This window comes from Lentzea chajnantorensis (assembly GCF_054300775.1).
In genome coordinates this window covers 550,416-562,880 of the sequence record NZ_JBSDZT010000002.1, presented here as the reverse complement: position 1 = coordinate 562,880, position 12,465 = coordinate 550,416, and the positions used below count along the sequence as shown (strand labels likewise).

Here is a 12,465-nt window from a genome sequence, read left to right as displayed (position 1 = left end):
ACAGTACGAAGGAGCACCGACACTCAGCATCCGGTTTTTCGCTGCCCCGACCCTCCCGGCTCGACATAGGTCGAGGTCAAGGGCACGATGACCACCATGACGCGGTTTCTGCGCACCGAGCAGACGATGGCGTTTCCACACGGACGGCTCATCGCCTCACGCGATGGGGTGAACTACGTCCTGGCGCCCGACGGCTGGGACCACCTCGGCGGGCAGCGCCCGAAGCACGCCGCGGTCCTCTCCCGCGAGGAGGCGGAGGACTGGTGCGAGCGCGAGGGCTGGGACCTGCACCTGCTGGACGAGGTGCCTACGCCTTCTTGAACGTGAACAACGCCACGAGCCCGTAGGCCACGGCCGCGAGCAGCGCCTCGGCGTGGTGCCGGTTCGAGAACCACGCGAGCAGCGGCTCGTGCACCTTGAGGTACAGCCCGATGCCGAGCAGCACCGGTCCGAGCAGGATGACCGGCCACACCGGCCGCACCCCGAACACCCACAGCACCGGGCCGGCGAGCACGAGCGACGACACCAGCGCGAGCGGCAGCCCGACCAGCACCAGCAGCAGGAACTCCGACATCGACTGGCTGTCGAGCCACGACTTGAGCACGCCGCCCTCGTAGGCCCACGTCCAGCCGAGCACCAGCCCGGCGCCGACGGCCATCGACAGGACGACGCGCAGCAACAACCGGCGCCCCGCCTTGCCCGTCTTGCCCGCGGTGCTCTGTTCCGTCACGTTGCCACCGTAATCGCTCGTGGGGACCCGAAAAACCTGCCGACGGGTACCCCTGGCAGCGGCCGTCCCACACCTTTCAGCTGTGTGACTCCACGGGACGTCTCGATGTGAAGAGCGCCGCGAGCGCGTAGGCCACGCACGGCACGAGGATCAACGCGGTCTCGGCGTACTGCGGGTGGGCGTGCTTCGAGAACGTCCGCGCCATCACCAGCGACACGACCACCACGACCCACAGCCCGCTGCCGATCCCGGTCGCCCACCAGCCGCGCTCCTGCCGCCCCAGCCGGAACCCGCCGGCGATCAGCACACCGGCCACGAACGTCCAGAACGCGAACAGCACCGGGATCGCCGAGAACACCAGGTAGGCCGGACCCCTGGACGGAAGCTGGTGCAGCGTCACCAGAAAACCCGCGCCGACGACCGCTCCGGTCACCGCCCCCACGACCACGCGCACCACCATGCGCCCAGGACTACCTGATCAAGCACCTGGTCAGGCCGTTGTGCACGGAACCTCCACAACACCTTCACGACCGCGGCGGGGTGGTGAGCACCGCGGCCAGCGCGAAGAACACGGCGAAGATCGGCACGGCCGCCCAGAAGAACCCGAGCGCGAAGAACACCGTCGTCGCCACGGCCATGACCACCGCGGGCACGGCCAGCCACGGCCGGGCCAGCTTCACCGCGCGCAGCGCGAGCCACCCCAGCACCGACGCCACGACCGTGAACACCGGCACGGTCATGACGGCGGTGCCGAGGCACCCGTAGTCGTCCTTCGTGCAGACGGCGCCGGACGCGATGAGTCCGAACACCCCCCACCAGACCAGCCCGAGGAGTGCACCCACTCCGGCAGCCAGCGCGACACGACGTCCCATGACGGCGTCGGCCCTTCAGTCAGCGGTTCGACCGCACGCCGAGTAAAACGTCTTCCCACGACGGCACGATGGGGTGGTTCTTCTTCCCCCTCTTGGGCGGAGCGTCCTTGCGGACCGGCTTCTCCGCCGCGGGTGCCTCTGGTTCCGCCACCGCGGTGGCGGGGGAGTCCGTCGCCTGGGCCGGAACGGGCTCCGGCTCGGGCAGGTCCTCCTGCGCGGGCTTCTCCACCACCGGTGCCGGCGGTGCGGGTGCGACCGGCTCGTCCACCACGGGACCGGGGCCGATGATCACCGGAGCCGCCTCCAGCGCCTGCCGGGCCAGCTGCGTCACCGGCCGCACCGTGCGCAGCGTGCGGTTCGGGTTCGGGTCCATCAGGTCGACCGCGGCCTCGTCCAGCGCCGTGACCGTGCCGCCCTGCGCACCGGGGTGGAACGCCCAGTGCGCGCGGTTGTCCGAACGACCGGTCTTCCAGTGCAGCTGCACGATCCAGCGGCCGTCGTCACCACGCCACGAGTCCCACGACGTGTCGCTCAGGTCGTGGCCGCGCAGCCCGAAGGAGTGCGCGACGACCTCGCCCAGCGTCTGGACGTCCGGCCCGTCCTCGCGCACCGGGTGCGCGCGCTGGGCCATGTCGGCCGTGCGCGACCGCTCCAGGAGCACGGGGTAGGCGAAGCGCTCGACGCGGTGCGTGGGCAGCCCGGCGGCAGCGGCGACCTGCTCGATCGACTCGCCGGCGCGGATGCGGGCCTGGATCTCGCGCGGCCGCATCTGGGCCTCGCCCGACTCGATCTGCATCTGGCCGAGACGGGCCAGGTCACCGCGCAGTGCCGCCCGCAGGCGCTCGTCGGCGGGGAGCTTGAAGCGCTCGCCGCGGTTTTCGGGGTCCTCGAGGATGACGGACTTGCCGTCCTCGTCGAGCCCGATGACTCGCAGCGCTCGCATCGTGGCCTCCCTGAATCTGCACCTCGCCAGCGAAGAACGTTAAGACAACGAGCCGCCAAGAGGTGGGAGACTCGCCGATATCTTTACGTGATCTTGCCAGTTCACGGGCCCTGCCGCACGCCGGTTTCCGGAAGGTTCACCTGGACCACCAGCCCTCCTCCCCCGTTCGGACGAGCTTTCGCCGAGCCGCCGTGCGCCTTCGCCACGGACTGCACGATCGACAGCCCGAGGCCCGATCCGGCCGTGCCCGTGCGGTCGCGCAGACGTCGAAAGGGCTCGAACAAACCGGGTACCGCCTGCGCAGGCACGGTGGGACCGGTGTTCGCGACGACGAGGTCTTGATCAAGCTCTACCGTGACGGACCCGCCCGGCTCGTTGTAGAGCACCGCGTTGCGCACCAGGTTGCCGACGAGCTGGGCAAGTAGGACGGGGTCGCCGTCGACCAGATACCTGCGTGTCCGAACCGCAAACGTGACCTTTTTCTCGGCGGAAAGTGCCGCGCACGCCTCGATTTCGTCCTCCACGACCTCGTCGAGCCACACCAGCTCACGCGTGGTGAGCCCGCGGTCGCTCCGCGCGAGCACCAGCAGCCCGTCGATGAGCTTCTCGCTCCGCTCGTTCGTGTCGAGCAGGTGCGCGCCGAGCCTGCGCGTCTCCTCGGTGACGTCCGGGTCGGCCAGCGCCACCTCGATCAGGGTCCGCTGCACGGCCAGCGGGGTACGCAGCTCGTGCGAGGCGTTCGCGACGAACCGCTTCTGGCTGTCGAACGACGAGGCGAGCCGGTCGAGCATGCCGTCGAAGGTGTCCGCGAGCTCCTTCAGCTCGTCCGGCGGGCCCTCCAGCTCGATCCGCTGGTCGAGCCGGGTCGCCTCCAGCCGGTGCGCGGTCGTGGTGATCTCGTGCAACGGCGCCAGCACCCGCCCGGCCACCACCCAGCCCAGCCCGGCGGCCAGCACGGCGGCGACCACCAGCGCGATGGCGGACTGCCACAGCACGGTGCCCATGACGTCGGTCTTGACCGCCGCGGCCGTCATGACCACGGCGTCCGCGGGCAGCCTGGTCACGTCCACCGTCTGCTGCACCGGCTCCACCTCCAGTGGCCGCGTCACCATCCCCTGCGTGGCCAGCGCGACCCCGTCAGCGGGCAGGAACCAGTCCGCGAGCAGCCAGTAGTTCAGCCCGACCAGCGCGACGCCCGCGATCAGGAACACCCCCGCGTACCAGGCCGTCAGCCTGGTCCGCAGCGTCACGGGCCGAACCGGTAGCCGGCACCGGGCACGGTCTCGATGACCTGCGGTGCGCCCAGCTTGCGGCGCAGCGTCATCACCGCCACCCGCACGGCGTTGGTGAACGGGTCGGCGTGCTCGTCCCACGCCTTCTCCAGCAGCTCCTCCGCGCTCACGACGGTGCCCTCCGCCCGCATCAGCACCTCCAGCACCGCGAACTCCTTGGGTGAGAGCGGCAGGAACCGCCCGTCCCGCGACGCCTGGTGCCGCGGCAGGTCCAGCGTCACGCCCGCGCGTTCGAGCACCGGCGGCAACGCGGGCCGCGCCCGCCGTCCCAGCGCCTGCACCCGTGCCACCAGCTCGGCGAACGCGAACGGCTTGGTCAGGTAGTCGTCGGCACCGAGCCCCAGCCCGGCGACCCGGTCGTCCACCTCGGCCGCCGCGGTCAGCATCAGCACCCGCGCCTCACCACCGCGGGCGTGCACGGCCCCGCACACCTGGTCGCCGTGCACCAGCGGCAGGTCCCGGTCGAGCACCACCACGTCGTAGGCGTGCACGCCCACGCGTTCGAGGGCCGCCTCCCCGTCGTAGCAGACGTCGACCGCCATCGAGAACCGGCGCAGGCCCTCGGCGACCGTGTCCGCGAGCAGCCGTTCGTCCTCGACCACCAGCACACGCATGCCGCACAGTCTCCGCGAACGGGGCATAAGCACTGGATAAAGCCTTTCGCTTAACGCCGTCGAATGACGTCCTCCGTAGACCTGTCGCCATGAAGACCACCACCGCTGTGCTGCTGGGGCTGCTCCTCGCGTTGAGCGCCTGCGGGACGGAAGAACAACCGGCCGCCCAGAACGACCAGAAGAGGGGCGACATGGTCGAGTTCGCCCAGTGCATGCGGGAGAACGGCATCAACATGCCGGACCCGCAGGACGACGGCCGCGTCGGCATCGCGATCGGCGGCGAGGACGGCGTCGCACTCGACCAGGACAAGATGAAGACCGCCCACGAGGCCTGCAAGCAGCACCTGCCCAACGGCGGCGAGCTCAAGCCGCCGTCGCCCGAGGAGCAGGACAAGCTGCGCCAGCAGGCGAAGTGCATGCGCGACAGGGGCTACAACTGGCCGGACCCGCAGTTCGAAGGCGGCGGCCCCACCGACACGATCGAGCTTCCCCGACCTGGAGAACGACAAGGTCAAGCAGGACATGAAGGACTGCGGCCTCGGTGAGGGCATGGTCGCGGCGAGGCCCGTCGGATGACCCGCCGCGTCAACAGGAAGGTCGTCGTCGCCGCGCTCGTCGCCGCGGTGGTGCTCGGCACCGGCGGGGTCGTGGTCCTCACGAGGGTCGCGGCCGATCAGGCCAACGCCGCACCGCTGCGGAACGACCCGGCGAAGACGGTGCCGGTGAAGCGGACGAACCTCGCCGACCAGCAGCAGCTGACCGGCCAGCTCGGCTTCGGTGCCGAGCGCGGTCTGTCGAGCCGGAAGGGCGGCACCGTCACCGGGCTGCCGAACCAGGGTGCCGTCATCGAGCAGGGCAAGCCGGTGTTCCACGCGGACGCCAAGCCGGTGCCGCTGTTCTACGGTGCGCTGCCGCTCTACCGCGACCTCGAACAGGGCATGTCGAACGGACCCGACGTCAAGGTGGTGGAGGAGAACCTCGCCGCGTTGGGGTACAAGGACTTCGGCACTCCGGATGAGAAGTTCACCTACTACACCGCCACGGCGTTGAAGAAGTGGCAGAAGGCCAACGGCCTGGAGCAGACCGGGAAGCTCGGCACCGGCGACGTCGTCGTCCAGCCGGGCGCCATCCGGGTCGCGGCCCTGACCGCCCAGCTCGGCGCCCCCGCCGGCGGTGACCTGATGAAGGTCACCGGCACCGAACGCGCGGTCACCGTCGAGCTGGACACGGCCAAGCAGCGCCTCGCCAAGCAGGGGGAGAAGGTCGAGCTGTCGATCACCGGCGGCAAGCCCACCACCGGCACGATCACCGGCATCACCCGCACGGCGGGCGACCCCAACCAGGGTCAGAAGGCCAAGATCGTGCTGACGATCTCCGTCGACGACCCCGCTGCCGCGGAAGGCGTCGAGACCGCCAACGTCACGGCGCTGTTCACCGTGGCGAAGAAGCAGGACGTCCTGGCGGTGCCGATCGGCGCGCTGCTCGCGTCGGCCGAGGGCGGCTACGGCGTCGTCACCGACGACGGCAGGACCATCCCGGTCACCGTCGGCATCTTCGCCAAGGGCCAGGTCGAGGTCCAGGGCGACGGCCTGCGCGAGGGTGTGAAGGTGGTGACCACCGAGTGATCACCGTCGACCGCGCGAGCCGCACCTACCCCGGTGGCGTGCAGGCGCTGCGCGACGTCTCCCTGACCGTCGGGGGCGGGGAGATGCTCGCCATCGTGGGACCGTCCGGTTCGGGGAAGTCGACGCTGCTGCACCTGATGGGCACGCTCGACAAGCCCACGACGGGCCGGGTCGAGATCGACGGCCACGACATCTCGTCGTTGTCGGACAACGCGCTCTCGGCGCTGCGGGCCCGCACGATCGGGTTCGTGTTCCAGCAGTTCTTCCTCACGGACGGCTTGTCCGCCATCGAGAACGTGGCCTCCGGGCTCGTCTACGCCGGCGTGCCGCGCTCGAAGCGGCGTTCGATGGCGATGTCCGCACTGGACCGGGTCGGGCTGATCCACCGGGCGCTGCACAAGCCGCACGAGCTCTCCGGTGGTGAACGCCAGCGGGTCGCGATCGCGCGGGCCGTGGTGAACACGCCGAGAATCCTGCTGGCCGACGAACCGACCGGCAACCTGGACACGAAGAACGGCGCGGGCGTGCTGGAGCTGCTGGACAGCCTCAACTCCGACGGCACGACGATCGTGATGATCACCCACGACCGGGACATCGCGGCGTGGGCACCGCGCCGGGTCGAGGTCCGCGACGGGGTGGTCGTGTGATCGACCTGCTGCGCCTCGGGTTCTTCGGCATGAGGACCCGCCCGGTCCGCGCCGTGCTGTCGGCACTGGGCATCGCGATCGGCATCGCCGCCGTCGTCGCGGTCGTCGGCATCCCCGCCTCCAGCGCCGCCGCGTTGCGGGAGGAGATGTCCAGGCTGGGCACCAACCTGCTCACCGCCGCACCCGGCCAGGACTTCTTCGGCCAGGACGCGAAGCTGCCGGAGACCGCGGTGCCGATGGCCAGGCGGATCGCCGCGGTGTCGGCGGCGAGCGCGACGGGCAAGATCTCCGCGAGCGTCCGCAAGAACGACCTGGTGCCCGCCAGCGACACGCTCGGGTTGCAGGTGCAGGCCGCCGAACAGGACCTGCTCGCGGTGCTGCACGCCGAGGTCCGCGCCGGCCGGTGGCTGACGCCGGGGGAGAAGTCGGTGGTGCTCGGGGGCACCGCGGCCGCGCGCCTGGGCGTGCAGGAGCCCGGTGTGCAGCTGTGGATCGACGGCCAGTGGTTCACCGTGGTCGGCATTCTCGGCCCGCTGCCGCTCTCGCCGGAGATCGACCGTTCGGCGCTGGTCGGCTGGGAGGCGGCCAAGGAGGCGTTCGGGTTCGAGGGCAACGCCGGCACGGTCTACGTGCGCACCACACCCGACCAGGTGGACGACGTCCGCAGGCTGTTCGGCCCGACGCTGAACCCGAAGCAGGCCAACGAGGTCAAGGTGTCGCGGCCCTCGGAGGCGCTGGAAGCGCAGAAGCTCGCGGAGAGCTCCTACAACGCCCTGTTCCTCGGCCTGGGCGGGGTCGCGCTGCTCGTCGGTGGTGTCGGCGTGGCGAACACGATGGTGATCTCAGTGCTGGAACGGCGCAGGGAGATCGGTCTGCGGCGGGCGCTCGGGGCGACCCGGCGGCAGATCCGGTGGCAGTTCCTCACCGAGTCGGTGCTGCTGTCCGGGCTCGGCGGGCTGGTCGGCGTGATCGTGGGTGTCGCGGTCACAGCCGGGTACTCGATCAGCCAGCGGTGGCCGGCGGCACTGCCGTGGCCCGCCCTGCTCGGGGGAGTGGGCGCCGCGATCCTCATCGGCGCGATCTCCGGGCTCTACCCGGCGGTGCGGGCCGCCCGCCAATCCCCCACCGAGGCTCTTGCCTGAACGCACGCGGGGACCTTTCGTACTCTCCGAGAGTACGAAAGCTCCCCGCGTGCGCTGTCAGAGCTGGCCGACGACCCAGTCGATCGCCTGCGTCAGCGTGGTGACGTCGGTCGGCTCGATGGCCGGGAACATCGCCACCCGCAGCTGGTTCTTGCCGAGCTTGCGGTACGGCTCCACGTCCACGATCCCGTTGGCGCGCAACACCTTCGCCACGGTGGCGGCGTCGACGTCGTCGGAGAAGTTGATCGTGCCGACGACCTGCGAGCGGTCAGCGGCCTTCTCGACGTACGGCGTGGTGTACGCGGTCTTCTCGGCCCACGAGTAGAGCCGGTCCGACGAGTCCTTGGTGCGCGCGACGGCCCAGTCGAGGCCGCCGTTGCCGTTGATCCAGTCGATCTGGTGCGCCAGCAGGAACAGCGTGGCCACCGACGGCGTGTTGTACGTCTGGTCCTTCGTGGAGTTGTCGAGCGCGGTCGGCAGCGACAGGAACTCCGGCACCCAGCGGTCCTTGAGCTCCTCGACGCGCTCCAGGGCCTTCGGCGACATCAGCGCGAGCCACAGCCCGCCGTCGCTCGCGAAGGACTTCTGCGGCGCGAAGTAGTAGACGTCGAAGTCCTCGGCCTTGACCGGCAGGCCACCCGCGCCCGACGTGGCGTCGATGGCGATCAGCGCCTGCCCGGAGCCCTCGATGCGGGTGACGGGCATGGCCACACCGGTCGAGGTCTCGTTCTGCGCCCAGCCGACCAGGTCGGCGCCCTCGGCGTAGAACAGCTCCGGCGCCGTGCCCGGCTCGGCCTTGGTGACCAGCGAGTCCTTCAGGAACGGCGCCGTCTGCGTGACCTTCGCGAACTTCGACGAGAACTCGCCGTTGGTGAAGTGCTGCGCCGTCTCGCGGACCAGCCCGAAGGACGCCGCGTCCCAGAACGCCGTGGTGCCACCGTTGCCGAGCACGACCTCGTACCCGTCGGGCAGCGCGAACAGCTCGCGCAGACCGGACCGCACCCGGCCCACGAGGTTCTTGACGGGCTTCTGCCGGTGCGACGTGCCGAGCAGGGCCGCACCCTCGGTGGCCAGGGCCTGCACGGCCTCCGGACGCACCTTGGACGGTCCACAGCCGAAGCGGCCGTCGGACGGCTTGAGGTCGGCGGGCAGCACCAACGAGGTCGGATCGGCGGTCTGGGTCATGTGGTCACGCCTCCGGGGCGGTGAGTCTTCTAACGGACCTGACCGGCGCCGTTGCCGGAGTTCACAGTGTTGCAGGCCGGTGGCCGGCAGGTGACAGGCGGGTGTCCTGGGTCACTGCCGGAAGCCGCCCGGCGTGCGGTGGGGCCGGGGAAGCTCGGCGCGTCACCGCAGCATCCCGCGCTCCATCGCCGTGGTGACCGCCGCGGTCCGGTCGGACACCCCGAGCTTGTTGAACACGCGCAGCAGGTGCGTCTTGACCGTGGCCTCGGAGATGAACAGCGCCCGTCCGATCTCGACGTTCGACAGGCCCTTCGCGACCAGCCGCAGCACCTCGGCCTCCCGCGCCGACAGCGGCGGGGTCCGGACCTGGCCGACGACCTTGGCGACCATCGACGGCGCCAGCACCGTCTCCCCGCGCGCGGCGGCGCGGATGGCGGCGATCAGGTCCTCGGTCGTCGAGTCCTTCAGCAGGTAGCCCGACGCGCCCGCCTCCACCGCGCGGAGGATGTCCGAGTCGGTCTCGTAGGTGGTCAGCACGAGCACGCGCGGGCCCGTCCCGACGATCCGGGCGGTCGCGGCCACACCGTCCATCTCCGGCATGCGCAGGTCCATCAGCACGACGTCCGGGAGCAGCGCCGCGGCCTGGGAGATCGCCTCGGCACCGGAACCGGCCTCACCGACCACCTCCAGGTCCGCGGCCACGAGCATGCCGCGCAGGCCCTGCCGCACCACCGGGTGGTCGTCCACCAGCAGTATCCTGATCACAGCGGCACCTCCACGAGCACCGAGGCCCCCTCGTCCGACGACAGGGACAGCCTGCCACCCACCTGCTCCAGCCGGGCGCGCATGCCCCGCAGGCCGAAGCCCTCCGGTGCGTCGCCGAAGCCGCGGCCGTCGTCGCGGACCTCCAGCGACACGCCGTCGGCGTCGAACCGCAGCACGACGTCCACCTGGGACGCACCGGAGTGCCGCAGCACGTTGGTCAGCGCCTCCTGGGCCGTCCGCAGCAGCACCACCTCCACCGACGTCGGCAGCGCCACCGAGTCGCCGATCACCCGGAACGCCGACGGCAGCGCCGCACCGGTCACCAGGCGCCGCAACGCGTCCTCCAGCGACGAACCGTCCAAAGGCGACGGTGCGGTGGAGGCGACCAGTGCCCGTGCCTCGCGCAGGTTCTCCCGTGCCGTGGCCAGTGCCAGCTCCACGTTCGGCTGCGCGCCCTGCAGCAGCGTGATGATCGACGTGAAGCCCTGCGCCAGCGTGTCGTGGATCTCCGCCGACCACCGGGCCCGCTCGGCCTCGATGGTCAGCGCCTCGATGCGGTGCAGCAGCTCACCGCGTTGCGCGTTCTGCCGCGAGATCTGGCTGATCGCCCACCCGAAGGCCTGCGAGAAGCCGATGATCAGCAGCGCGGCCGGCCAGGGCAGCGCGGGCACGGCGCCCGCGGCCCAGGTCAGGATCTGCGGCGTGAACACGAACACCGCCATCGGCAGGAACGCCCACGCGGTCGGCAGCACCATGTAGATCTGCGGCACCAGGCCGAACAGCGCGAAGGTCGCGTTGCCGCTGAACCACACCGCCGGCGCGAACGTGGCGAGCGAGCCGGCGGCGTAGACGAACCCGTGCCAGTCCTCGTGCCCGCGCCGGACCAGCTTGCGGCCGTAGAACAGGAACCACAGCGCGTTCAGTCCCAGCAACCCCGCCGCCGTCAGGCGGTCGGCGAGGGTGTTGTTGTCGATCAGGATGAGGACGAGCGCGGTGGCCTGGGTGACCGCGAAGAGCACGTACCAGGTGATCAGCGACTGCCGTTCGTCCACCTGAAGGTCCGGCTGACCCCCACCAGGCCCACCAGCGTCCACGCCCCGAGCACCAGGGCGGTCCTGCCGAGCTCCCATGATCCCGCCGCCTCCATGACCGCGTAGTTCTCGTCCAGAGCGAACACCGAGCGGAAACCCTGGCACACCCACTTGAGCGGGAAGAACGACCCCACCGTGCGCAGCGACTCTGGCAGCGCCGACTGCATGATGAACACGCCGCTGAGGAACTGCAGCACGATGTAGGGCAGGTTCAGCACGCCCGCCGCGCTGCGGGTCGAGGTCGCGATCGAGCTGAGCGCGACACCGATCAGCGAGCACGAGACGACGCCGAGCACGAACACCCACGCGAACGTGCCCCACTTCGCCGCGGTCGACGGCAGCTCCAGGTCGAACCGCAGCACGCCCACCGCGACCAGCAGCACCGCCTCGAACAGGCTCGTCACGAAGACCAGGACGATCTTGCCGATGAAGTAGGACGTGAACGGCATCGGCGTGCCGCGCAGGCGCTTGAGGGTGCCGTCCTCGCGGTCGGCCACGACGCTCATGCCGAGCCCGACGAACGAGGTCGAGATGATGCCCGCGCCGATCATGCTGGCGGCGAACATCTGCGCGGCGGCCGGTTCCTTCACGTAGACGGTGCCGAGCAGCAGCATCAGCAGTGCCGGCAACGACACCGTGAAGATGAGGTTCTCCTTCTGCCGGAAGAAGTCCCTCAGCTCGGCCGCACCCCTCGCGAGGCCGAGCCGCAGGGTTCCGGGAAGCACGGCGGTGGTCATTTGATCAGCTCCAGGTAGACGTCCTCCAGCGACGGCCGGGTGACGGTGAGTTCGGCGAGCTCGCCGTGGCGGGACAGCTCGGCGACGGCCTTGGTGGGTTCGGAGGTGCGGATCTCGGTGTAGCCGCTGTCGGACAGCCACCGCACGGTGGCGTCGGCGTGTGCGCGGCCGTCGAGCGTCCGCGGCGTGCCCTCGGCGACGATCCGGCCGCCGGCGAGCACGGCCACGCGGTCGGCGAGCGCCTCTGCCTCGTCGAGGTAGTGCGTGGTCAGCAGGATCGTGGTGCCCTCGGCGGCCAGCAGCCGGACCAGGTCCCAGAACTGGCGGCGCGCCTCCGGGTCGAACCCGGTGGTCGGCTCGTCCAGGAACACGAGCTCCGGCCGCCCGATGATGCCGAGCGCCACGTCCAGCCGGCGCCGCTGACCCCCCGACAGCGTGCCGGCGCGGGCCTTGGCCTTCTCGGTGAGCCCGACGAGGTCGATGACCTCCTCCGGGTCACGCGGGTCCCCGTAGAACCCCGAGTAGTGCCGCACGGCCTCGCGGACGGTGAGGTTCGCGGCGTCGCTCGCGCTCTGCAGGACGATGCCGAGCTTCGAGCGCCACACCCGCCCCGCCTTCGCCGGGTCGCCGCCGAGCACGCTCACCTCCCCGGCGTCCCGGTCGCGGTGCCCCTCCAGGATCTCCACGGTCGTCGTCTTGCCGGCCCCGTTCGGCCCGAGGACCGCGAACACCTCACCGCGGGCGACGTCGAGGTCCACCCCGGCCACCGCCCGGTGCCCCCCGTAGGCCTTCTCCAGCCCTCGCACTCGAATCGCGTTCATG

The 12,465-nt window shown here is 70.8% G+C and carries 16 protein-coding genes; 5 read left to right on the top strand and 11 right to left on the bottom strand.

Translation table 11 applies throughout. From position 1 onward, the window contains the following. Nucleotides 1-96: 96 nt before the first annotated feature. Nucleotides 97-321, top strand: a complete 225-nt coding sequence (locus ACVDFE_RS03285) for a hypothetical protein (RefSeq protein WP_458429536.1) — start codon at nt 97-99, stop codon at nt 319-321. On the opposite strand, the gene ACVDFE_RS03280 is transcribed toward ACVDFE_RS03285, so the two are convergent. From ACVDFE_RS03280 to ACVDFE_RS03255, 6 genes are all read right to left on the bottom strand, one after another. Then, on the bottom strand, nt 308-730 hold the full coding sequence (locus tag ACVDFE_RS03280; RefSeq protein ID WP_360385593.1) for a hypothetical protein: 423 nt from the start codon (nt 728-730) through the stop codon (nt 308-310). The genes ACVDFE_RS03285 and ACVDFE_RS03280 overlap by 14 nt on opposite strands. Nucleotides 731-806: 76 nt before the next feature. Next, entirely contained in the window at nt 807-1,190 is a 384-nt protein-coding gene (locus ACVDFE_RS03275) for a hypothetical protein (RefSeq protein ID WP_458429535.1), read from the bottom strand. Nucleotides 1,191-1,254: 64 nt separating this feature from the next. Continuing rightward, nucleotides 1,255-1,539 carry a hypothetical protein gene (locus ACVDFE_RS03270; RefSeq protein WP_458429534.1) on the bottom strand — a complete coding sequence of 95 codons (285 nt, stop codon included), beginning with the start codon at nt 1,537-1,539 and terminating at the stop codon, nt 1,255-1,257. 82 nt (nt 1,540-1,621) lie between these two features. Then, nucleotides 1,622-2,545, bottom strand: coding sequence for a septation protein SepH (gene sepH / locus ACVDFE_RS03265; protein WP_360385599.1), 924 nt, complete (start codon nt 2,543-2,545; stop codon nt 1,622-1,624). A gap of 101 nt (nt 2,546-2,646) precedes the next feature. Next, on the bottom strand, nt 2,647-3,795 hold the full coding sequence (locus ACVDFE_RS03260) for a sensor histidine kinase (protein WP_360385601.1): 1,149 nt from the start codon (nt 3,793-3,795) through the stop codon (nt 2,647-2,649). Continuing rightward, nucleotides 3,792-4,451, bottom strand: a complete 660-nt coding sequence (locus ACVDFE_RS03255) for a response regulator transcription factor (RefSeq protein WP_360385603.1) — start codon at nt 4,449-4,451, stop codon at nt 3,792-3,794. The genes ACVDFE_RS03260 and ACVDFE_RS03255 overlap by 4 nt, the downstream gene beginning before the upstream one ends. Before the next feature lie 89 nt (nt 4,452-4,540). On the opposite strand from ACVDFE_RS03255, the gene ACVDFE_RS03250 reads away from it, so the two are divergent. Genes ACVDFE_RS03250 through ACVDFE_RS03235 form a run of 4 tightly spaced genes read left to right on the top strand, consistent with a single transcriptional unit; the run spans nt 4,541 to nt 7,865 of the window. Then, nucleotides 4,541-4,996, top strand: coding sequence for a hypothetical protein (locus ACVDFE_RS03250; RefSeq protein ID WP_458429533.1), 456 nt, complete (start codon nt 4,541-4,543; stop codon nt 4,994-4,996). 27 nt (nt 4,997-5,023) lie between these two features. Then, nucleotides 5,024-6,076, top strand: coding sequence for a peptidoglycan-binding protein (locus ACVDFE_RS03245; protein ID WP_458429532.1), 1,053 nt, complete (start codon nt 5,024-5,026; stop codon nt 6,074-6,076). Beyond that, nucleotides 6,073-6,723, top strand: a complete 651-nt coding sequence (locus tag ACVDFE_RS03240; protein WP_360385609.1) for an ABC transporter ATP-binding protein — start codon at nt 6,073-6,075, stop codon at nt 6,721-6,723. The genes ACVDFE_RS03245 and ACVDFE_RS03240 overlap by 4 nt, the downstream gene beginning before the upstream one ends. A gap of 29 nt (nt 6,724-6,752) precedes the next feature. Continuing rightward, complete coding sequence (locus tag ACVDFE_RS03235) at nt 6,753-7,865, top strand: ABC transporter permease (protein ID WP_458434258.1); 1,113 nt, start codon at nt 6,753-6,755, stop codon at nt 7,863-7,865. 57 nt (nt 7,866-7,922) lie between these two features. Here ACVDFE_RS03235 and serC read toward each other — a convergent pair whose 3' ends face one another. The 5 genes from serC to ACVDFE_RS03210 form a co-directional block, all read right to left on the bottom strand. Next, the gene (gene serC, locus ACVDFE_RS03230; RefSeq protein ID WP_458429531.1) at nt 7,923-9,050 is read right to left on the bottom strand and encodes a phosphoserine transaminase; all 1,128 of its coding nucleotides are present in this window, start codon (nt 9,048-9,050) and stop codon (nt 7,923-7,925) included. Between the two features lie 162 nt (nt 9,051-9,212). Next, nucleotides 9,213-9,815 carry a response regulator transcription factor gene (locus tag ACVDFE_RS03225; protein WP_360385613.1) on the bottom strand — a complete coding sequence of 201 codons (603 nt, stop codon included), beginning with the start codon at nt 9,813-9,815 and terminating at the stop codon, nt 9,213-9,215. Further along, nucleotides 9,812-10,867 (bottom strand): sensor histidine kinase, encoded by a 1,056-nt coding sequence (locus ACVDFE_RS03220; protein ID WP_458429530.1) that lies wholly within the window; start codon nt 10,865-10,867, stop codon nt 9,812-9,814. The genes ACVDFE_RS03225 and ACVDFE_RS03220 overlap by 4 nt, the downstream gene beginning before the upstream one ends. Continuing rightward, on the bottom strand, nt 10,846-11,643 hold the full coding sequence (locus ACVDFE_RS03215) for an ABC transporter permease (RefSeq protein WP_360385617.1): 798 nt from the start codon (nt 11,641-11,643) through the stop codon (nt 10,846-10,848). The genes ACVDFE_RS03220 and ACVDFE_RS03215 overlap by 22 nt, the downstream gene beginning before the upstream one ends. Further along, complete coding sequence (locus ACVDFE_RS03210; protein ID WP_458429529.1) at nt 11,640-12,464, bottom strand: ABC transporter ATP-binding protein; 825 nt, start codon at nt 12,462-12,464, stop codon at nt 11,640-11,642. The genes ACVDFE_RS03215 and ACVDFE_RS03210 overlap by 4 nt, the downstream gene beginning before the upstream one ends. Nucleotide 12,465: the final 1 nt, after the last annotated feature.